Below are 21,764 nucleotides of genomic sequence, written 5' to 3' on the forward strand. Positions count from 1 at the left end.
CGTTAATTTAATATTATATCATCTGGTGGAGTCTGTCACAAAGGGCGTCGTATGTTTTCTTGCATACGGCATTCCAAGTGGCGGGCTTTTTTTGCCTAAATGAGGCCAGACTGTCTAGAAAAGCTGCATTTTAAAGGGGGATTCATCATGTTGTTATTTTTTCAATTGGCCTTAATACTCCTTGCATCAAAGGCGGCCGGCTCACTGAGTGTGAGATTGAAGCAGCCTGCCGTGCTAGGTAAGCTGCTGGTCGGAATTATTCTTGGTCCGGCCCTGCTTGGCTTGATTCATGAGACCGAGGTTCTGGAGGCCTTAAGCCAAATCGGTGTCATACTCCTGATGTTCCTGGCAGGACTTGAGACAGACCTGGAGGAATTCAAGCAAAGCGGAAGGTCATCGACTTATGTAGGCTTCTTGGGCATCATCTTGCCGCTCGGCCTGGGGTATCTGGCAGGCGTACTGCTGGGCATGCCTGTTCTTGAAGCATTATTCCTTGGCCTCCTGCTCTCCGCTACCAGTGTCAGCATCTCTGTTCAATCCCTGAAGGAGCTGGGGAAATTAAAGTCCAAAGAAGGAGCCACCGTGCTGGGAGCAGCCGTTATTGACGATGTAGTCGTCATTATCCTGCTTGCATTTGTAATGAGTCTGGCGGGCGGAGATGTCCACCTGGGAATGCTTATTTTGAAAAAGGTTCTTTTCTTCGGCGCAGCAATCTTACTGGGCTGGAAGGTAATCCCCTGGTTTATGCGGAAATTCACTGTATTGCGAGTCAGCGAGACGGTCGTTACCGCCGCACTTATTAGCTGCTTCCTTCTTTCCCATCTTGCTGAATATACGGGAGTGGCAGCCATTATCGGCGCCTATATCGCCGGTATTTCAATCAGCAGAACCTTTTACAAGACCATAGTGACTGAAAAAGTAGAGACGATGGCCTATGCCCTCTTTGTTCCCGTTTTCTTCACGACGATTGGCCTAAAAGTTAATTTTTCCGGTCTGTGGTCCGAGATTCCGTTGATCATTGGACTGAGTCTCCTTGCGATCGCCACCAAGCTCATCGGCGCCGCACTCGGCGCCAAGGCTTCCGGCTTCGGCTGGCGCAGCGCGCTCGGAATCGGCTCAGCCATGGTATCTCGCGGAGAAGTCGCCTTGATCATTGCAGCAATCGGTCAAGAGGCTCAGCTGATTCCAGATGGCCTCTTTGCTATTATCGTCATCGTAGTTTTAGTTACTACGCTTGTAACACCACCGATGATGAAGCTGTTTTTCGCAGATCCGAAGCCGGAGAACGCACACAACTGAACCTAAAATAAGCCTCCGCTTCAGGTCCTATTGGCCTGAGTGGAGGCTTATTCTCTCTTTGCATTAATCATGCGCAGTGCTTAGCTTGCCGGTTCCCATTTACAACGGACCGGTGAAGTAATCGCTGCTTCCGCCTTCAATTCCTTGAACGCCTTGTCAATCTCCTTGCGGTCAAGCCCGCTCAGCTTCTCAACCTCTCCTGCGCTGACCGGCTTGCCTGCTTCCTTCATTGCAGCCAGAACCTGTTCCTTAATGCTCAAGCTTAAGTCACCTCATTTCCCGAATATTATCTTTACCATATCAGAACCATTTGAGGGATTACAGCTTGTTCAACAAATGTTCATCAACCGATCAGATCGAGTCATGAATGTGAACCTTTTCTGTCGTCTTTGCATTTCTGCCGCCAAGCTTGAACACCAAAATTCCGCCGATCAGAATCAAGACTCCTGCCAGCTTATTCCAGGAGAATGGAACCTTTTCAAGCCCGAGCCAGCCCATCGTGTCCCAGATCATCGCTGTGACCAGTTGGGTAATTAGTACAATAGAGATTGCGAAGGTCGGTCCAAGACGTCTGACACCCTGCACAACACAAGTGACCACACCTACCCCGATAATTCCGCTGAACCAATACCAAGTCTGCATAGAGCTCATATTCAGACGGAACATCTCTCCGCCTTCGAACACAACGCCCAACAGCAAGGAGGCGGCAAATCCCAATCCAAGCACCAACGTCGTAGTCATCCATGACCCGGTATGCTCATTCACCTTGCTGTTGAATATATTTTGCAGCCCGACCAGCGCACCCGCTACAATCGAGAATAACAGTCCCATTAGCATTTTGCTCTTCCTACCTCTCTATCCTCAAGATTCGTAGCTTCCGTACTTGGATAGCTCCTTCAGTTCCGACCAGTTCCGCAGTGTAATGCCATCCAGCTCGCGTTCGACAAGCCCGGCTTCCGTCCATTGCGACAATATCCGGTTCATATGCCGGTAGCTGACACCAATCATGCCTGCCGCATCCTTAAGAACCTCCAGCTTAATCTGGCTGTTCACCGCTTCTTCCGTGCCATCATCAACAACGGATAACAGATAGCTGGCTAACCGGACCTCCGCCGGATACAACAAATTGAAGCTCAGCGAGCTTGACTTCATAAAAAACTTTTTCGTAATAATATCCAGCATGAATCTCAAAAATGCAGCATTCTGGTCTCCGAACCGATCCAGCCACCGGTATTGGATGGCAAGCATCTGAACCGGTGTCACAGCTTCGACCGTATTGAGCGTTTCACAGCGCTGGATATATTCAATGTCTCCTACGAGATCAAGCGGGGTTTTAAAAGAGAGCACCAGTGTCTTTCCCTCGGATGAGGTGGTATAAATCTTGATTTTTCCTTGGACCAAAAAATAAAGCGTATCTGCGGCTTCTCCCTGCGAGCAGATCCATTCTCCGGGCTGGTAGCTCGATAAGGACATATAAGGTAGAATCTCCCCCGGGACCACCTTAAGAAGTCCGAGCTCCATTAAATAGTCCTCAATCTTTTTCTGTTTCTCTTCCATAAACCTCTTACCTCCATCCCATCACAACAACACCAGCGATCATCATGCCGATGCCGATAAATTGAGGCAGCTTCATCTGTTGCTTGGGCAGTCCGAACCACCCGAAGCTGTCTATTAGGAAGGTAACGAGCAATTGGGCGATTAATACCGAAGAAGTACTGAAGGTAACGCCGACCAGCTCGATCGCTTTTACATTGCTGAATATAACGATCGCGGCAAAGGAGCCGCCGGCCAAGTAAAGGGGTTTCACCCGCTTGAATTGACGAGGATGTCCATCCTTGAATGCCAACAATACAAGCAATGCAACCACAAATCCGGTGCATTGCGTTAGGGCTGCTGCCTGCCAGGTCCCAAGATCCTGACTGATCCGGGCGTTAGCAACCCCTTGAAAAGTGATAAATGCTCCGCCAAGAATGGCAAATAAAATTCCTCTCATCCTCTATCGATCCTCCAAAAGTTCTGCTACAGCTACTTTAATGGCATATTGCCAAACTTGAAAGGACATATGTCCTTTATGTAATTAATTATTAATGTGATTACTTCCCTTTAGGGACTGCTGACATGATATGGGAATTGGATTATTTTACCCCTCGTTTATAAGATAATCCCCCTATTTGAAAACCCTTTCTTACGTTACTATTTTGCTAACAGCCAGATTTCGCGCACAACAATCAAATTTAGGGGGAATTCTGTTGAAAAGAACTTCTATCGTTTTACTGAGCGTCATGATGTTGTTCTCCATGTTTATCGCCGCCTGCGGAAATAGTAATAACAATGCAGGCAACAATGCACCGGCTTCGGGCAACACCAACGCCAATCAGCCAGCCGTCGAAGAACCGGCGAAAGAAGCCGAGAAGGTTACGCTCCGCGTATTCTCCACTTTTGGCGGAACCGACGCTGCACGCGATGCGTTCCAAGCGGTCATTGATGAATTTACGACTAGTCACCCGAACGTAACGGTTGAAAATGACACCATGTCGGCTAATGATGACGGATTCCGTACCAAGGTAAATACGGATATGACCAGCGGCAATGAGCCGGATCTCCTCTTCTACTTTATCGGAGCCGATGCCGAAGGCTTTGTCAATGCCGGTAAGGTCGTTCCATTAAATGAGATCCTGGACGCGAATGCGGACTGGAAGAACGGGTTCATTCCAGATGCACTGGAACTGGCCAGACAGGCGGATGGAAACATCTATGCCGCTCCATTGACCGGCTTCTACGAAGGTCTGTTCGTCAACAAAAAGATCTTCGAGGATAACGGACTGGAATTGCCTACGGATTGGACAAAGCTGACTACTGCCGTCAAGGCGCTTGCAGCAAAGGATATTATTCCTCTCTCCGTTCCATTCGATCAATCCCACTATTTGATCGAGCACACGATCCTCTCAGCGGCTGGACCTGCCGGACAGGATAAAGGACTGGCTGAAGGGATCGATCCAAATTGGGAGAAGGCCTATGCAGCGATGAAGGAGCTTTATGAGCTCGGCGCCTTCCCGAAAGATGCCGCGACCATCGACCTGAATATGACCGGCAACTATTATAGTGAAGGTCTTGCAGCCATGACGATTGAGGGTTCTTGGGCAATCGGCGGCTGGAGTGATGAGACGCGTGCCAACACTACAGTAATTCCTTTCCCTACTGTACCTGGCGGTGCAGGCAGTGGCAATGACATTGTCGGCGGTTTCGGCTCCGGATTCTATCTGTCCAAGGCCACTTACGATAATGCAGCTAAGAAAGACACGGCGATTGAGCTGTTGAAGCATCTGACGGCACCGGACAGCATTAAGGCTATTGCCAGTGCGAATGGCGGAACACCTGCTGCCGACGTGGAAGTCACAGGTCTTCAACAGGTTCAGCTTGACGGCTTCGCAATGACGGCCAAGGCTGATTCAATCAGTGCACCAGTGGACAGCAAGGTAGCTCCTGAGACCTTCTCCGATCTTCGTGCCAGCGTTCAACAGGTTGTAACGGGCAAGAAGACTCCAACCGAAGCGATTGACAGCGCCAAAAAAGTTGAGGACGCCAATAAGAACTAAACTGTTCACTGGCGAACTTCACTGCTAAGAACGCTTGCGCCGCCCCCTTCTCTTCCATTCGGGCGGCGCACCCGTTTGCCTAAGCTATATAAGTTGAACTGATAAATTACTTGGTAAAGGCATAAGTGTGCAGTGTTAAAAGCTTTCTGTAAGAAAGCTACTTCGGAAGCATAAAGCGTTAACGTTCGCCTTTGTGAGCGGATTTCTCCCTTGTGATGGCTTAATCCAATCCAAGAAATCCGAGAACAACAGCGATCGTAAGTACACTGCACACGTTTCCTCCAGAAGTATTTTTATTTGTCCAACTTATATAGCCACTACTTTACAGCAAGGGTGATGATGATGAAGGGTGATCGGAAATACATCTTCCTGTTTCTCCTCCCGGCAGCAATCCTGATGAGTGTATTCATGTACTACCCTTTCTTTAAGAGCTTGTATTTAAGCTTCTTCCGGACCAAGGGCTTTTTCGACAAGAAATTTATCGGCTGGGATAACTACACTCGGCTGTTTACGGACGATCTGCTTGGAGCTGCCACGCTGCACACACTTGAAATCATGCTGTATGTCATCTTGTTTCAAGTCGGAATCGCGCTTGTCCTGGCAGTCATGGTTGATCTGATCGGCAAGCTGAAGGGCTTTTACCGTACCGTCTTTTTCTTCCCGGTCGTCATTTCGGGAACGGCAATTTCGCTTTTATTCGTGCTATTTTACAACTACAATTTCGGTCTCCTTAACAGTGTTCTTGCGAATTTCGGAATTGACAAGGTGCTGTGGCTGGATGAGGGCAATGCACTCAAAGCTGTATCCGTGCCTACAGTATGGCACTATGTCGGGTTCTATTTCGTGTTGTTCCTGACAGCGATGTCCAAGATTCCTTCGGACTATTATGAGGCTGCCAAGCTGGAGGGCATTTCTGCCTTCAAACGAACGACGATGCTGACCATTCCGCTGATTATGAGCGATATCAAGGTCGTCATTACGCTTGCCATTACCGGGACATTGAAGGTGTTCGAGTTCATCTGGGTCATTACCAGCGGACAGAACGGAACCGAGGTGCTCGGTACGTATATGTACAAAAAAGCGATGGTTGACCAGAACTTTGGATATGGCTCCGCGATTGCCATCTACATGGTCGTCTTCGGCGTTCTGCTGTCCCTGCTGGCCAATCGCCTGCTCAAGCGTGATGAGATTACATACTAAGCGATATAGGGGTGTACCGTTATGCAGCCAACAATATCTGTAGATCGTCGGGTTCAGCGGAGGGAATTCAGGCGCTTCCGATGGAGCAGCGTATTGATCTATTTCTTTCTGAGCGCTTGGGCTATGACAACTATCTATCCGCTCTTCTGGATTGTGAATAACTCCTTCAAGGTGTCACGGGATGTCATGAACAATTCCTTCGGGCTTGCGCTAAAGCCGGATCTGATCAATTACCAGAATGCCTTTGACCGGATGAATATTGGGAAGAGCTATATCAACAGTCTGATCATGTCTGGGGCCACCGTCCTGCTCGTGCTGATCTTTGGCGGGCTTGCTGCCTACGTGCTCTCCAGGTTCAGCTTTTCCGGTAAAAGGATCATCTTCTCCATTCTGTATGCGACGCTGCTTATCCCGGCCTTTGCCACCGTCGTTCCGGTTTATGAGCTGCTGATCAAGACCAGCCTGGTCAATACGTATTGGGGGCTCATTCTGCCGCATACGGCCGGTAATTTGACCTTCGCCATTCTTGTTATGGCAGGCTATATGCAGACGATTCCCAAGGAGCTTGAGGAAGCGGCATTCATAGACGGGTGCAACCGCCTGAATATGTTCAGCCGAATTTTCGTGCCGATCTCCCAGCCAGTCTTTGCATCAGCCAGTATTTTCGTCTTTCTCTGGTCCTATAATGACTTGTTCTCGGCGTTAATCTTCGTGAATAAGGAAAATGTGCGCCCAATCGTTGCGCTCTTGAATGAGATCAGTTCGCAATATGGCACCGACTTCGGGTTAATGGCAACGGCCGTTTGCCTGACTGTCATTCCCGTACTCATCGTCTACCTTTTCATTTCGAAGTATATTCAGAAAGGCCTGACCGAAGGTGCCATCAAGGGGTAACAAAAAAGAGCTTTCCCGCTCGTCTGCTTAGACGGATAGGAAAGCTCTTTTGCTGTCCATTTACAACCGGATCGAGCTAAGACTGCCATTTCGGGCGAACAGCTCATCCACTCGCTTCTCGACTGCTGGGTCGTGCAGAAGCGGCGGGGCCTGATGCGGCTTGGAACGGGCATCAATGATGACATTATCGCAAGACCAGTGCTTATGCTCCACATAGCTGTTCACACCATGAATATCATGAGAAGGATTGCTGCGGGTAAATGTGACCCACAAAAAATTGCTTAAGGATTCACTTAAGAAGGAGCTGTCATCGCACACCACCAGCATTGGACAGGATGCAAGCGTTCCCTGCTCTAGGATAGCATCGCTGATCTCCCTCATTTGCCCGGCAGCTTGTTCATACGACTCGAATTTTCCGGCTTCAACAGCCACGACTCCCGGGAATACCAGACGCGGGTTATCAAGTCCGCGAATATTCTTCAGCAGCTCAGGAACCTCTCGGCAGAGCTCTCTCTTCGCATCGCCGTAAGCAGCAAATACAACCTTGCTCCCGGTATTTAGACCCGTACCGGAATAATCGAGGGTATCGATCGTCGTATTCGTCTGAAAATGAATGTCACGCTTCAGATCCATCCGTTCCAGAATGTACATTAGGAACTGCTCGATCTCATGCGTATCCAGCGGCTGCCGGTCCTCTGCCGTAATGAACAGATACTTGGCAAGACTCAGTTGTCCGGTTCCAAGAATCCGATTGGCAAGCGTCAGCAGCTCGGCAGGCTGCTTCACCTGCTGGTAAGGCGTATATCGTTCACTGCCAATGGCAAATAGCAACGGATGAACCCCGGCTGCATCGACGGCATGAACCTCTTTGACCCCCGGAATTTCCTGCTTGATGGCATCCCCGGTCAATTCATGAATCAGTTCCCCGAACGCCGTATCCTCTTGAGGCGGCCGGCCAACCACCGTAAACGGCCAGATCGCGTGTTCCCTGGCGTACACCTTGCGTACCTTCATCACCGGGAAAGGATGAACCAGACTGTAATAGCCCAGATGATCCCCGAACGGTCCTTCCGGCTTCGTATCCTCAGGATAAATCTCGCCGGTAATGACAAAGTCAGCATCATGGCTAATACAGAAGCCATCCTCGTAGCTGTAGCGGAACCGGCGACCGCCAAGCATACCGGCAACCGTTAACTCACTCAGACCCTCCGGCAGCGGCATGACTGCGGCCAGCGTATGTGAAGGGGGCCCGCCGACAAAGATACTGACCTTGAGCGGCTCTCCCCGTTTCGTTGCTTTAGTCTGGTGAATCCCGATTCCGCGATGAATCTGGTAATGGACTCCTACCTCGCGATCCTGCTCATAGCTGTTGCCGCTGAGCTGAACCCGATACATCCCCAGATTGGAATTCATTATTCCCGGCTTTTCCGGATCCTCCGTATACACTTGGGGCAAGGTCACAAAGGCCCCGCCATCCATCGGCCAGTGCTTAATCAGCGGCAGATCGGAGATCGCAATCTCCTGCGCAGCAACCGGGCGAGAACTCATCCCCTTCATCGGGAGCGCCGTCAGAGCGGCTAACCCGGTTCCGACGCTTTGCAGCGGATGCTTCAAAGCGGTGAGCGGATTATTGCGCAAAGCGATAATCCGCTGGGTGACATCCCATGTGTTGCGAAAGATAAACTTGCTGCGTTCCATCGTTCCGAACAAATTGGAAACCGCACGGAATTTGGAGCCTTTTACCCTCTCAAATAACAGTGCAGGGCCGCCAGCCTCATACATCCTCAGGTGAATCGACGCCATCTCCAGATGAGGATCAACCTCCTCCCGGATCCGGATCAGATGTCCGTGCTTCTCCAAATCAATCAGGCATTCTTCCATACTACGATACATAAGGTAAGCTCCATTCTATGGGCATGGGGCCGCAATCTTATTCTTCGTCAAACTCCACGTTATGATAAACCTGCTGCACATCCTCCAGATCCTCCAGAGCGTCGATCAGCTTCTCGAATTGAGCAACAGAATCTTCAGGCAAGGTAATATAGTTCTGGGCAAGCATCGTCAGCTCAGCGACCGTAAACTCGGTAATTCCTGAAGCCCGGAATGCTTCCTGTACTTCGTGGAACTGATCCGGTTCAGCATAGACGATCACTGTGTCTTCTTCCTCCACGATATCGCGCACCTCGACGTCGGCCTCCATCAGCAGCTCAAACACTTCATCGAGGGTCTTACCTGCCACACCGATCACGGCAGTAGAATCAAACATATAGGATACCGAGCCATTCACTCCCATGTTGCCTCCGTTTTTATTGAAAGCAGCGCGCACCGCCGAAGCTGTCCGGTTAACATTGTTTGTAAGCGAGTCTACGATGACCATCGAGCCATTCGGTCCGAAGCCTTCGTACCGCAGGTCCACATAAGTTTCTTCTCCGCTTCCCTTGGCCTTGTCCAAAGCACGGTCGATAATCGCCTTCGGGACATTGTATGTCTTCGCGCGCTCAAGCACGACCTTCAACGCACGGTTGGATTCCGGATCAGGCTCGCCTTTCTTTGCAGCCACATAAATTTCTACGCCAAACTTGGCATAAATCCGGCTTGTATTAGCATCTTTCGAAGCTTTCTTTTCCTTAATATTATTCCATTTACGACCCATCGGTGTACCTGCTTTCTATTTGAAATTTTCGCAATCTATTATACCATCAATTCTTGATAGTAAAAATGGTCGATCAAGTGACCATACATCATGTTTCACTTACAACTACACACTGCAAGCACTTATTTCCCGCGATATATTGGCGGAGCAGCCACCCAGGCATCGTTTAAATCATAATGTTTTCGGATGTCTTGATGATAAAGCGAGAACTCCCTCGTAATCGTTGCTTCAAATCATCCGATAATATCAAAAAGCTCGTGAAGCGCATGAATCTCATATGTCGGCTGTATATCTGTCTTGTTGTCTGCCCGGCGGGGATTGAACCAGCAGGTTTCTATGCCGTACCGGTTGCCGCCTTGGATATCGCTGCTTAAGGAATCGCCGATCATAAGGACTCCATCTTTATCTTGAAGGCCCAGCTTCGCAAATGCAACATCAAATATTCCTGATTCCGGCTTCTGGGACCCCGCCTCCTCCGATACGATGACCTGCTCAAAGGTGTTGCTGAGCGGAGATCTCCGAATACGTTCATGCTGTACCTCTTTAATCCCGTTGGTGATGATTGCGAGGCGATATCCTTGAGCGGATAATGCGCAGCATAATTCTTCCGCGCCATCCAGCAAATAGGCCCCTCTGCCCAAATTCACCAAATATTCGCCGCTAAAAGCGACAGGATCCAAATCCAGCGTGAACGCCTGGAACAGGCGGGAGAAGCGTTCCGTACGCAGCAGCTGGCTGCTGATTAGTCCCGCTTCCAGCTCGCTCCACAGTTCATGGTTAATTTCTTTATACCGTTCGAAATGCATCGGCAAGAACTCCATCTCATGGGCAAGAAAGGTGTCCTCAAGTGCCGCTGTCTCCGTTCGGGAAAAATCGAATAAGGTTTCATCCGCATCAAACAATAAAGTATGGTATTTCATCTCTCTAGACCTCCGTTATGAACTAGCTTCCTCTTGATTGTAGCGATTCATACCGTCTTTGTCATGCGCGAATGTCCTCGCGCAATAAAAGGCTTACCCTGGGATCACCCAAGGCAAGCCTTAAGAACATAGCTATAACGACTGCTTAATCACTTGTTTATAATACATAACAGACAATATACCAAAGATGGAATAGAGCACCGTATAGAGCAGCATGACCAGCAGCATTGGAGTCAGCATTTCTGTGCCGAAGAAGAACCAGCCTGATTTTACGGCAAAATAACTGTGGCTAAGCCCGATCACAAGCGGAATGCCGAAGTTGAACAGCTGCTTGTAGCGAATTCCTCCGACCAGATCATCCTGGGTAAAGCCCAGCTTGCGGAGAATGGTATAACCCGGCTTCTCTTCTTCACTCTCATCCATTTGCTTGAAATAGAGAATACATCCGGAAGTGACTAAGAAGGTAAGACCCAGAAATCCGACGATGAACATGATCAACCCAAAGTTCGCACGCTGCTCGATCTCGTAGTTGTATTGGGAGTTTGCGCCGTATTCATCTTTAAACAAATCCATGCTTGCGAATGCTTTGTTAGCATTTTTCAGTTGGGAACGGTCTGTTACGTCTACTCCGTAGTACACCGTGAATTCCCGGTCCGAACTGAATCCAACCTTAAGCTCCTGATAGATCGACTCATCTACAATGACGACAGGAAAACCGGAAGAGAAATAGAACGGCAGCATAGTTTCTTTGTCGAAGCCGATTAAATCTAGCGGGAATGATTTCCCTTCAGCCAATAACGTGATGTTGTCCAAATTACCCATTGGCATATAGTTCATCAAGCCCCCATCCATCCCCCGGAATAATGCCTCTCCGGCCTGAATATCCTCCCCGATGGCTGAATCGCCAAGCACGGCTACGCTTAGGGTATCGGATTGGATATCAAGCATGTCTTTATTGAGGAACGATTTTGCATCCATGTTGACCCATACCGGTTCAAGCACGCTTTCCTTATAGGCGATACCTTCAGAATTCAGAACAGATGTGAACTCGTCCACCCACTCACTCTTATAGAAAGAGAAGTCGTTCGGAACATTATTTTTTGCCATGGAAGCCGCCGAATAGTACGAAATGTAGCTGAGAGACAGCATCCCGATCGCCAGTGCAGATAGCGTGGTAATCACCGTGAGCAGCAGTGCGTTCGACTTCATACGGAACATGATCGAAGATAATGAAAGCACTTCTTTGATCGTTAGATAGCCTCTCTTGCTTCTGCGGATCAGATTAAAGATGAAGCTCACGGAGCCTTTATAGAAAAAGTACGTTCCCGCGATTACCGATCCCAGGATAAACAGCATAGCGCCCAATAACTGGTTCATATCCGTGAATTTCCCGCTGAACAGTTGGGACGACACTTGATAGCCCAGCAAAATAAGCGCGATCCCCGCGATCCCCATCAAAATGCTCCAGAACGAGAGCTTTTCCACCCGCTGCTGGGCCAGCGCCACAGCCCGGAACAGACTGAGAATGCTCTGTCCTTTGATAAACAGATAGTTCATCAGCATTATCAATAGATAGATGCCCGAGAACACAATTACCGTCTGAACCAGTGCTTGGGGAGAAAAGCTGAGCCCGGCAATGGCATCAACCTGAATGATCTTTAACAATATCATCAGAATGAGTCTCGATACCGCGAAGCCTGCAAAAATACCGACCGCCATGGCGCCGAAATACAGCATCAGATTTTCAACGGTAAGGATCTTGAAGATCTTCCCCTTCGTCAGACCCACCAACTGAAACAACCCGATCTCCTTGCTGCGACGTTTGATGAAGATGGTGTTCGCATATAGCAGAAAGACAGCGACGATCACGACCAGCAGAACTGAGGAAGCGCCGATAGCAGCTCCCCCCTTGACAGTCCCTTCCAGCTCGTCAAGCGAAGGATTATATTGCAGGGTAACAAACGAGAAATATAAGGCCACACTGAAAATCAAGGCGAAGACATACAGATAATAATTTTTAATATTCTTTCTTAGATTCCGTAAAATGATCACCCGCAAGCTCATGGCTGCACCCCGCCCAGCACACTTTGCGTTCGGATAATATCATTGTAAAATGCCTGACGGCTCTCATCGCCCTTGTTGAGTTGGGAATAAATCTGTCCGTCCCGAATGAAAATAACCCGGCTGCAATAGCTTGCTGCTGCAGCATCATGCGTCACCATCACAATGGTCGATGCGAACTTGGTGTTCATCTCGCCCAGCTTCCCCAGCAAATCACTTGCCGATTTGGAGTCCAGAGCCCCGGTTGGCTCGTCCGCAAATATAATACTCGGCTGATGGATGAATGCGCGCGCTGCGGAAGTCCGCTGCTTCTGCCCGCCCGAGATTTCTGCAGGATACTTGTTCGCAAGCTCATAAATTCCCAGCTCGGATGAGACCTGTCGGAACCTGTTCTGCGCTTCCTGCTTGCTTACGCCGGTAATGGACAGCGGAAGCAATACATTCTCCTTCACCGTCAATGTGTCCAGCAAATTATAATCCTGAAAAATAAATCCAAGATGCTGTTTGCGGAACTCGGCCAATTCCTTTTCCTTCATGCCGGTAAAATCCTTGCCTTCGATGCGGATCGAGCCCTGACTGACCCGGTCAATCGTCGACAGTACATTTAAGAGAGTTGTCTTGCCTGAGCCGGATGGACCCATGATCCCCACAAACTCTCCCTTCTCCACCTTCAGATCAATCCCCTTAAGGACCTCCTGCCGATTAAATTTGTTCCCGTATACTTTTACTATTTTAGCTGCTTCCAAGATGGTCAAAACGACTCACTCCTCGATATATCCTTGTTTATGGCATTATTATACCCTGCCTGAGAAGCTGCCTTCCTGCGAATCAACGAACAAAAGCAAACCGGCATGTGACATTCCTGTCACATGCCGGTAAGATGCTGCAACTCATTTTCTCGGGGGAAAATGAGGGTGAATATCGAGCCTGCTCCAGGCACAGAAGACACCTTCAGTTGAATACTCAAGGAATCTGCGGCCTGCTTGGCCAGATAGAGTCCCATTCCTGTCGCCGCGCTGGACTGATGGTTTTGCGTGGAGGTAAAGCCCTTTTCGAAGATTCTTGGTAAATCTCTGGCCGTAATTCCCTCTCCGGAATCCTTGATCGAAAGCATCAGATGCCCTTCTTCCTCGCCGCTGATAATCTCAACTTCAGAGCCCTCACGATTGTATTTAACCGCATTCGTCAATAGCTGCCGAAGAATGAACGCCGTCCATTTGGCATCCGATACGACGAGCTTCTCCTCCAGCATCAGGTCAAATCCAATGCCTTTACGAATACACCAGGATTGCAATCCTTTGATCTCGCCGTGAAGAACGGCCTCCAGATCGAGCTGCTCAAAATAAAGGTCCTTCTCCATAAAGGGAATGCGCTTCTGATGCAGCTGGCGGTCAAGCAAGTGATGAATACGAAGCCACTCGTACATCATCTGTTGCCTCAAGGCTTCCTCCGGCAACCGTTCAATCATCAGCTTCATCGCGGTCAGAGGCGTCTTCATCTCGTGTATCCAGGCCAGCATATCGTCCTTTTCCTGCTCCAGAAGCAAGAAATGCCCATCTGTCTCCTTGCGGAAGCGTTCACTCTGGCGGGTAACTGCACTTAGTACTCTCTGCTCCAGCGGGCTGCCTGCCTCCTGTAAACCAGTCAGGTCATACGCATGATCCCAGGCATCAAGCTCCCGGTAAAATGAGGTTTCCCGTGAATATCTTAATATAACGAAACCAACGCACAGAAGCGTATTCAGGCCGACAGCATACAGCACGGGCAGAAATGGAATTGCTGAGTCTACAAAGGCCAGAAGCAGCAGCAGTAGCTGCATGCCGAGCAATAACAGCAGCCAGCTCCGTCTCTCCCTTAAAAAATCCCTGATCATAAATCGGCCTCTTCCGTGGCAATATATCCCTGTCCTGTCCGGGTCTCGATATATTTCTCCAGCCCCAGCGGCTCCAGCTTCTTGCGCAACCGGTTCACATTGACGGTGAGCGTATTATCGCTGACAAAATGCTCGTTGTCCCAGAGGCTGCGGATCAGTTCCTCCCGGCTAACAATCGTATTTTTATGCTCGATCAGAATTTTCAAAATCAACATCTCATTCTTGGTCAGCAGAACACTGGAATCTTGAAGGGTAACAAGGTTTTTAACGAATTCAATCGTTGCTCCTTGCCATGAGCGAAGCTCGACCCGCTCTGTACTGTAGTCGTACACCCGACGAAGAATCGCCTGGATTTTGGCAATCAACACTTCGAAATGAAACGGCTTTTGGACGAAATCATCGCCCCCAAGCTGCATGGCCATGACCATATCCATGGGATGATCGCGGGAGGAGAGAAAGATGATCGGCACATTGGAATGAGCACGAATTTGTCTGCACCAATGGAAGCCGTCGTATTGCGGGAGCTGGATGTCAATCAGAATCAGCTCGGGCCCAAGCTGGTGAACCTCTTGAAGCACCCGGCCAAAATCAGACACTCCATATACCTCATACGACCATTGCGACAAGCGGGCCTTGATCTCCCCGAATAAGGTTGTATCGTCCTCAATGAGCATAATTTTGAACATCGTTTCCACCTCGCGAAGGTTAAAAAATTTTAGTTGGTGATCATTATCATTGTCGGATATACTGATAGAAAAGATAATTTAAGCCGATAAACAATTTTTATTACCAGAGAAAGCAGGCGCAGTCATGAAAGTCGATTCAGGCTCAGCACTTTTGAGCAAACCAATCAAATCAAGCTTAAGACCCGCAAAAGAAATTGCAATTATTCTTCTCTCCTCCCTGCTAGTCGCGGCAGGTCTCAATTTCTTCCTCATTCCTCACCAGTTATTATCCGGTGGCGTTGCAGGCGTAGCTTCAATCATCGGATATGTATCAGACTGGAATATATCCATCTTGTATTTTCTGATCAATGCCCCCTTGATTATATGGGGCTGGAGAGCAGTTGGCAAAAGATATATAGTGCTAAGCCTGATCTCTGTCGTTAGCACCACCTGGTTTATGGCTGTTATCCCCCAGGTTCGTTTAACCAAGGACCCGATTCTGGCAGCCGTGTTCGGAGGCATCATCTCCGCCATCGGTATCGGCTTTGCACTGCGTGCCGGCGGATCAACCGGCGGGTTCGACATCGTTGGTTCCATTGTGACGCGCAGAAGAGATATCGCAATGGGCAACATTCTGTTTGTCATGAACGGTGTTGTCATCCTGCTGCTCGGTTTCTACAAGAGTTGGGACTTGGCATTGTATTCCATGCTATCTACCTTTGTCAAAGGTAAGGTCGTCGATATGATTCACGTAGGCCACATCAAGGTGACCTGCTTCATCATTACCAAAAAGCGGGACGAGATGCTGTGCCGGCTTCGCAAGCTCCATCACGGAATTACCTGCCTTCATTCGGAGGGCGGCTATAGCGAAGAACGGAACTATACGCTGATGACCGTGACGACTCGCTATGAGCTGGCAGCGGTGCGGCAAGCCGTTACCGAGACGGATCCCAAGGCTTTTATGAACGTTGTCCAATCGACTGAAATATTGGGACGATTTGCGAGACCGAAGAATTAGCAGCCTTACAGGCTGCAGAGTACATAAGAGATGGCTGCAAGTGAAGGTGTCCTTACGACCGCTGTTGTCGCAGGGGCACCTTCCTTCTTTTTTTTGCCGCACCGGGTTCCCAGTTAGCCTTGCAAGACCGCTATCGCTTCCGCGATGGCTTCTTCTACTTTCATCTGACGATTATCGGACAATGCGCGGCGTTCCAAAAATTCAACCTTTCCCTGTCCTGCCTCTTTGCCGATCGTGATTCTAACCGGCAGCCCCAACAGATCGCTATCCTTGAATTTGACGCCTGCCCGTTCATCTCTGTCATCAAGCAACACATCCGCTCCGGCCTGCTTCAGGCGGTTATACAAATCGCGGGCAACCTGCATTTGCTGCCCATCCTTGGCGGACACGGGAACGAGATGAACTTGATAAGGCGCCAGGGACAAAGGCCAGATAATCCCATCTGCATCATGATGCTGCTCGATAACCGCAGATAGAAGTCTGGATACGCCGATCCCGTAGCAGCCCATAATGACCGGCCTGCTTACTCCTTTTTCATCAAGGAAAGCAGCACCCATTGCTTCGCTGTATTTAGTCCCCAGCTTGAATACATGTCCGAGCTCAATTCCGCGAAAGAACTGCATTGTTCCTTCTGAGCAACGTGGACAGCGGTCACCCTCGGCAATACCTGTCAGTTCCAGATTCGCTCCATAGTTACAGCAGTTGCATGCTGCAATGGTATCCTCTCCGATCTCGGCCAATGCCATAAATTCATGGGTTCCTCCTTCTCCGCCAATCGCGCCGGGGTCAGCTTCCACTGCACGAAATCTCAGCCCACAACGAGTGAAGATCCGATGGTAAGCTTCATACATCATCTGATAAGAACGGTCCAGTCCCTCCAGGTCCTTGTCAAAGGAATAAGCATCCTTCATGACAAATTCCCTGCCCCGAAGCAGCCCGTATCTGGGACGTCGTTCATCCCGAAACTTCGTTCCGATCTGAAATAAGGTTACCGGCAACCGGCGGTAGGAGCTGATCTCCTGAGCAACCAAGGAAGTGATCACTTCTTCGTGGGTAGGGCCGAGCGCAAACTCCCGGCCATGACGGTCGCTTAGAGAAATCAGCTCCTGTCCATAGACTCCATAGCGTCCGGATTGCTGCCATAATTCGGCAGGCTGCATCATCGGCAGCAGTACCTCTTGCGCGCCAGATCGCTCCATCTCTTCTCTGACAATCTGCTCTGCCTTTCGCAGCACCTTTCTCCCTAATGGCAAAAACGTATAGATTCCTGCGGCAACCTGCCTCACCAATCCGCTGCGAAGCAGAAGCTGATGACTGACCGTCTCCGCTTCGGCCGGAGCCTCCCGCAACGTACCTTGCAACAACCGACTTTGAAGCATATTCATCTCTCCTACTATAAAATAATGGATTTAATAACTTTTGAACGGCCTCTATAACGCAAAAAGACACATTCGGTCAGGGACGAATGTGTCGTGGTACCACCCTAATTCGATTGCAAAGCAAATACAAGCAATCCTTCATGGAATTAACGGCGCCAGGCCGGTGACTTCCTACTCCTCATCCTAAAGGGATATCGGACAATCAGTCACTGCTCACAAGGCAGGATCGAAATTCCGGTGCAGAGAAGCCTTTCACCGATCGGCTTCCTCTCTGAACTGTACCCTTTGAACTTGAGACCTTGATCATAGCATTTTAGCGATTTAATTATTGCTAAAAATACTGTATTCTAGTTCATTAGTCAAGCCGTTTCCGCACAAATCGGCTTACGAGTGAAAGTCCTGTCCTGAGGCCACCTGTTGAATATAGCCGGCACGGATCGTAAAGTCCCCGAAATGCTCCTCCGGATTTCTGTCCTTGGCATAATGAGAAAGCAGCCTGCGCAGCGAGTCAAGTATCTCGCCTTCTCCGATATTTTCTTTGTAAAGCTTGTTCAGGCGCTCTCCGGCGAAGCCTCCCCCAAGGTACATATTGTATTTCCCCGGTCCTTTCCCTATAAAGGAGAGCTCGGCCAGCGCCGGTCTTGCACAGCCGTTCGGGCATCCCGTCATTCTGATGACGATATTCTCTTCAGAAAGTCCGTTCTCTGCCAGCAGCGGCTCAATCTTGCCAAGCAGATCCGGCAGGTAACGCTCCGATTCCGCCATCGCCAGCCCGCAGGTCGGCAGTGCCACACAAGCCATGGAATTGCGGCGAAGCGCCGAATAGCGTAAGCCGTCAGTCAAGCCATATTGGCCGATCAAAGTTTCGATTTTCTTTTTCTTCGCGGTGGTCACATTGGCAATAATCAAGTTCTGATTAGCGGTCAGACGGAAATCTCCCGTATGAATCCCGGCAATTTCCCGCAGGCCCGTCATTAACTGATAATCCTGCTCATCTTTAATTCGTCCGTTCTCGATAAAGAGCGTAAAATGCCATTTGCCGCCCGTACCCTTAACCCAGCCATAGCGGTCTCCGTGATCCTCGAAGCTGTAAGGTCTTGCTTCTGCAAGCCCCCAGCCAAGCCGGCTCGTCAGTTCGGAGATAAACCATTCCACCCCGCGGTCATCAATGGTATATTTGAACCGGGCGTGCTTCCGTACAGAGCGATCTCCATAATCCCGCTGAATCGTCACCGTTTTCTCGGCAATCTCGATCACCTGTTCCGGGGTACAGAATCCGATTATCTTCGCAACCTGCGGATAGGTCAGCGGGTCGCCGTGCGTCATGCCCATGCCTCCGCCGACAGCCACATTAAAGCCAGCAAGCTTGCCGTCCTCGACTATGGCGATCAAACCGAGATCCTGGGAGAATACATCCACGTCATTGGATGGGGGTACAGCCAGACCAATCTTGAATTTCCGGGGCAAGTACACCTTGCCGTAAATCGGCTCCTGCTCCGCTTCCTGACTGTCCAGGACCTTCTCCCCATCAAGCCAAATCTCATGGTATGCCTTGGTCTGCGGCTCTAGGTGCTCGCTCAGACGGCATGCCCAATGATAGACCTCGGCATGAATATCGGATTGATGCGGATTCGGGTTGCACATCACGTTCCGGTTCACGTCTCCGCACGCTGCCAGCGTAGTCAACAGAGAATCGTGCACCTCTCTGATCGTCTTCTTCATATTCCACTTCAAGACACCGTGGAGCTGAAAAGATTGCCGCGTAGTTAAGCGAATCGTCCCGTTGCCATAGGCCTTGGAAATCCGGTCCATCATCAGCCACTGCGCAGGAGTAACCACGCCTCCCGGCGCACGCACACGCAGCATGAACTGATATGCCGGCTCCAGCTTCTGCTTGCTCCGTTCATTCCGCAAGTCCCGGTCATCCTGCATGTAACTGCCATGGAACTTCATCAGCCGGTTCTCATCCTCCGGGATCGATGCCGTAATCCGGTCCTCCAGCACTTCTTCAAGCTTGCCGCGCAAGTAATTGCTTCGTATTTTTATATCTTCTACATCACTATGAGGTGCACTGTTTTTGGATAATAAATGATTTTCGGACATAGTAAGCTTCTCCTTTCAATCACGGGTTCTTCTCTTCCCTGCCGACCTAGTAGACATCCCGCTGATAGCGCTGCTGCCGCTGCATTTCTGTCAGCCTCTCTGCCGCCGCTTCCGGCGTAAGACCGCCTTCCTGAATCAGGATTGTTGCAAGAGCGGCGTGAACATCATGTGCCATGCTTCCTTCATCACCGCATACATAGACCACGGCTCCTTGTTCAAGCCAGTTGAACAGCTCCTTGCTGTGCTCCAGCATACGGTGCTGGACATAAACCTTCTGCTCGGTATCTCTCGAGAAAGCAACGTCCATACGTGTCAGCACCCCGTCCTTCAGCCAGCGCTGCCATTCCACTTGATACAGAAAATCAGTCGTAAAGTGCTGATCCCCGTAAAAAAGCCAGCTCTCGCCTTGTGCGCCGCTCTCTTCCCGCTCGCTTAAAAATGCTCTGAAGGGAGCTACACCCGTACCCGGGCCAATCATAATGATTCTGGTATCCGAGTCCTTTGGCAGCTTAAAGTTCGGGTTATGCTGAATGAACACAGGCAACGTATCCCCTGGCTGCACGCGCTCTGCCAATTGGACAGAGGTTACGCCGCGGCGCTGCCGTCCATGCGCTTCAAATCTTACGGCTCTAACCGTCACATGCACTTCTTCCGGAGTTGCCTTGGAGCTACTGGCAATCGAATACAGCCTTGGCGGCAGCTTACGAAGCAAGCTGGTCAATACATCCGGACCGATGCCCTGAAGATGATAATCCTGCACGAGATCCAAGAGATCTCTTCCCTGCAGATAACCTTTCAAAGCCTCTTCCTCGCCTGGCGATACAAGCTTTACCAGTCCCTCATGTCCAGTGATATCCGCCAATCGGATAAGAAGCGGCTTGGTCAACACCGTGATCTCAAAGTGTCTCTGCAATGCTTCCCGCGAGGGGAGCAAATCGCCCGATTTGGATACCGTAACCTCTTCCGCACCGCTCCAACCCAACGTTGCGATTAACGCATCCACAAGCTGCGGGTCATTCTCCGGATAAATGCCGAGGCTGTCCCCTGGTTCATAATCCAAGCCAGAGCCTTCCAACGAAATTTCCAGATGTCGCGTTTCCCGCGCCGAGCCGCGTCCGTTCAAATTCAGGTTTTCCAGCACTTCTGCCCGGAATGGATTATCGCGTGAATAAGACGATTCTCCCGCTTCCACTTGAGCTGTGAGATCCTCCGTCTTTAATGTCGCAGACCCCGATCCGGCGGAAAGAGCCGATGTAACCTGCGAGAACCATGCGCCAGCATCCTCGCTGAAATCCACATCGCAGTCCACCCGCGGTACAAGCCGTTGACCGCCCAATTCCTCAAGCCGTTTGTCAAAGTCCTTGCCGGTTTGGCAGAAAAACTCATAGGACGTATCCCCCAGCGCAAGCACGGAAAACCTTAGCCCATCCAACTTCGGAGCCCGCTTGCTGTTCAAGAACTCATAGAACGAAATAGCGCTGTCAGGCGGTTCTCCTTCTCCATGGGTACTTACAATCACTAATAATTGATTCGTCTTTTTTAAATTACCTGTCTTATAATCACCCATCGATGATAGAGTCACTTGATACTGCTCGGCTTCCAGTGCTTTCGCAAATTTCTTTGCCAAGCCGCTGCTGTTGCCGGTTTGCGAGCCGTACAGAATCGTGATCTCTTTCGATGCCGCAGGAACCGGCACAGCTGCGGAAGGTGCTGCAGATTGAACTGACACAGCCGGGCCTGCAAGCCCCCCCGAAATACCTGCACCAGCAAGAGCTGTCAAATAACCGCTTAGCCATACCCGCTGCGAATCCGTTAATGACGGGAGCAGCCGGTTCAGCAGCTCTGTCTGTTCCTGATTAAACGGGCTGTTCGATACTTGTAATTCCAAGCTCATCCACCTCACCAAGCCTACATAGAATTCTGCATTAAATTCCTAGTAACGCACTAAGAATTATACTCTCTTGAAATTATCACAGCTCATGAAGCTGGTCAATTATAATGATTTTATAGATACTATTAAATTTACTGATAGTTAACATAATATATATTACGTTTATTATAAGTAAATAAAAAAACCGGAAGCATTCTCTGCCTCCGGTTCTT

General features: G+C 49.8%; 19 protein-coding genes. 5 read left to right on the forward strand and 14 right to left on the reverse strand.

Translation table 11 applies throughout. The features are described from left to right. The first annotated feature begins 150 nt into the window (after window positions 1–150). Window positions 151–1,299, forward strand: coding sequence for a cation:proton antiporter (locus KQJ23_RS16325; RefSeq protein WP_216480067.1), 1,149 nt, complete (start codon window positions 151–153; stop codon window positions 1,297–1,299). 80 nt (window positions 1,300–1,379) lie between these two features. Here KQJ23_RS16325 and KQJ23_RS16330 read toward each other — a convergent pair whose 3' ends face one another. From KQJ23_RS16330 to KQJ23_RS16345, 4 genes are all read right to left on the reverse strand, one after another. Further along, complete coding sequence (locus KQJ23_RS16330; protein ID WP_212939768.1) at window positions 1,380–1,559, reverse strand: transcriptional regulator; 180 nt, start codon at window positions 1,557–1,559, stop codon at window positions 1,380–1,382. Window positions 1,560–1,650: 91 nt separating this feature from the next. Then, window positions 1,651–2,136, reverse strand: coding sequence for a DMT family transporter (locus tag KQJ23_RS16335; protein ID WP_216479980.1), 486 nt, complete (start codon window positions 2,134–2,136; stop codon window positions 1,651–1,653). 24 nt (window positions 2,137–2,160) lie between these two features. Then, window positions 2,161–2,856 carry a Crp/Fnr family transcriptional regulator gene (locus KQJ23_RS16340; protein WP_216479981.1) on the reverse strand — a complete coding sequence of 232 codons (696 nt, stop codon included), beginning with the start codon at window positions 2,854–2,856 and terminating at the stop codon, window positions 2,161–2,163. A gap of 7 nt (window positions 2,857–2,863) precedes the next feature. Then, on the reverse strand, window positions 2,864–3,292 hold the full coding sequence (locus KQJ23_RS16345; protein ID WP_216479982.1) for a DMT family transporter: 429 nt from the start codon (window positions 3,290–3,292) through the stop codon (window positions 2,864–2,866). Between the two features lie 256 nt (window positions 3,293–3,548). Between KQJ23_RS16345 and KQJ23_RS16350 the strand changes: the two genes are divergently transcribed. The 3 genes from KQJ23_RS16350 to KQJ23_RS16360 all read left to right on the forward strand — a co-directional run bounded on the left by KQJ23_RS16350 (window position 3,549) and on the right by KQJ23_RS16360 (window position 6,989). Next, entirely contained in the window at window positions 3,549–4,895 is a 1,347-nt protein-coding gene (locus KQJ23_RS16350; protein ID WP_216479983.1) for an ABC transporter substrate-binding protein, read from the forward strand. 342 nt (window positions 4,896–5,237) lie between these two features. Further along, window positions 5,238–6,095, forward strand: coding sequence for a carbohydrate ABC transporter permease (locus KQJ23_RS16355; protein ID WP_216480068.1), 858 nt, complete (start codon window positions 5,238–5,240; stop codon window positions 6,093–6,095). A gap of 21 nt (window positions 6,096–6,116) precedes the next feature. After that, window positions 6,117–6,989: a carbohydrate ABC transporter permease gene (locus KQJ23_RS16360; RefSeq protein ID WP_216479984.1), complete on the forward strand. Its 873-nt coding sequence runs from the start codon at window positions 6,117–6,119 to the stop codon at window positions 6,987–6,989. 60 nt (window positions 6,990–7,049) lie between these two features. Here the strand turns inward: KQJ23_RS16360 and KQJ23_RS16365 are convergent, their stop codons facing one another. From KQJ23_RS16365 to KQJ23_RS16395, 7 genes are all read right to left on the reverse strand, one after another. After that, window positions 7,050–8,882, reverse strand: a complete 1,833-nt coding sequence (locus KQJ23_RS16365) for a UbiD family decarboxylase (protein ID WP_216479985.1) — start codon at window positions 8,880–8,882, stop codon at window positions 7,050–7,052. Window positions 8,883–8,919: 37 nt separating this feature from the next. Further along, a complete protein-coding gene (locus KQJ23_RS16370) occupies window positions 8,920–9,642 on the reverse strand; it encodes a YebC/PmpR family DNA-binding transcriptional regulator (RefSeq protein ID WP_216479986.1) in 723 nt (240 codons plus the stop codon). A gap of 233 nt (window positions 9,643–9,875) precedes the next feature. Beyond that, window positions 9,876–10,562, reverse strand: a complete 687-nt coding sequence (locus tag KQJ23_RS16375; protein WP_216479987.1) for a YjjG family noncanonical pyrimidine nucleotidase — start codon at window positions 10,560–10,562, stop codon at window positions 9,876–9,878. A gap of 132 nt (window positions 10,563–10,694) precedes the next feature. Next, a complete protein-coding gene (locus KQJ23_RS16380; protein WP_216479988.1) occupies window positions 10,695–12,626 on the reverse strand; it encodes an FtsX-like permease family protein in 1,932 nt (643 codons plus the stop codon). Further along, complete coding sequence (locus KQJ23_RS16385) at window positions 12,623–13,378, reverse strand: ABC transporter ATP-binding protein (protein WP_216479989.1); 756 nt, start codon at window positions 13,376–13,378, stop codon at window positions 12,623–12,625. Before KQJ23_RS16385 ends, KQJ23_RS16380 begins: the two co-directional genes overlap by 4 nt. A gap of 110 nt (window positions 13,379–13,488) precedes the next feature. After that, window positions 13,489–14,496, reverse strand: coding sequence for a sensor histidine kinase (locus tag KQJ23_RS16390; RefSeq protein WP_216479990.1), 1,008 nt, complete (start codon window positions 14,494–14,496; stop codon window positions 13,489–13,491). Further along, window positions 14,493–15,182 carry a response regulator transcription factor gene (locus tag KQJ23_RS16395; RefSeq protein ID WP_216479991.1) on the reverse strand — a complete coding sequence of 230 codons (690 nt, stop codon included), beginning with the start codon at window positions 15,180–15,182 and terminating at the stop codon, window positions 14,493–14,495. The genes KQJ23_RS16390 and KQJ23_RS16395 overlap by 4 nt, the downstream gene beginning before the upstream one ends. A 151-nt stretch (window positions 15,183–15,333) precedes the next feature. Here KQJ23_RS16395 and KQJ23_RS16400 point away from each other — a divergent pair, with 151 nt between their 5' ends. Next, window positions 15,334–16,179, forward strand: coding sequence for a YitT family protein (locus tag KQJ23_RS16400; RefSeq protein WP_430522309.1), 846 nt, complete (start codon window positions 15,334–15,336; stop codon window positions 16,177–16,179). Window positions 16,180–16,292: 113 nt separating this feature from the next. Here KQJ23_RS16400 and proS read toward each other — a convergent pair whose 3' ends face one another. The 3 genes from proS to KQJ23_RS16415 form a co-directional block, all read right to left on the reverse strand. Continuing rightward, complete coding sequence (gene proS, locus KQJ23_RS16405) at window positions 16,293–17,558, reverse strand: proline--tRNA ligase (RefSeq protein WP_216479993.1); 1,266 nt, start codon at window positions 17,556–17,558, stop codon at window positions 16,293–16,295. Window positions 17,559–17,942: 384 nt separating this feature from the next. Next, a complete protein-coding gene (gene cysI / locus KQJ23_RS16410; protein WP_216479994.1) occupies window positions 17,943–19,661 on the reverse strand; it encodes an assimilatory sulfite reductase (NADPH) hemoprotein subunit in 1,719 nt (572 codons plus the stop codon). A 46-nt stretch (window positions 19,662–19,707) separates the two neighbouring features. Further along, window positions 19,708–21,549 carry an assimilatory sulfite reductase (NADPH) flavoprotein subunit gene (locus KQJ23_RS16415; RefSeq protein ID WP_216479995.1) on the reverse strand — a complete coding sequence of 614 codons (1,842 nt, stop codon included), beginning with the start codon at window positions 21,547–21,549 and terminating at the stop codon, window positions 19,708–19,710. Window positions 21,550–21,764 lie beyond the last annotated feature (215 nt).

The organism is Paenibacillus brevis, assembly GCF_018919145.1.
In the GTDB taxonomy this organism is placed as follows: Bacteria; Bacillota; Bacilli; order Paenibacillales; family Paenibacillaceae; genus Fontibacillus; species Fontibacillus brevis.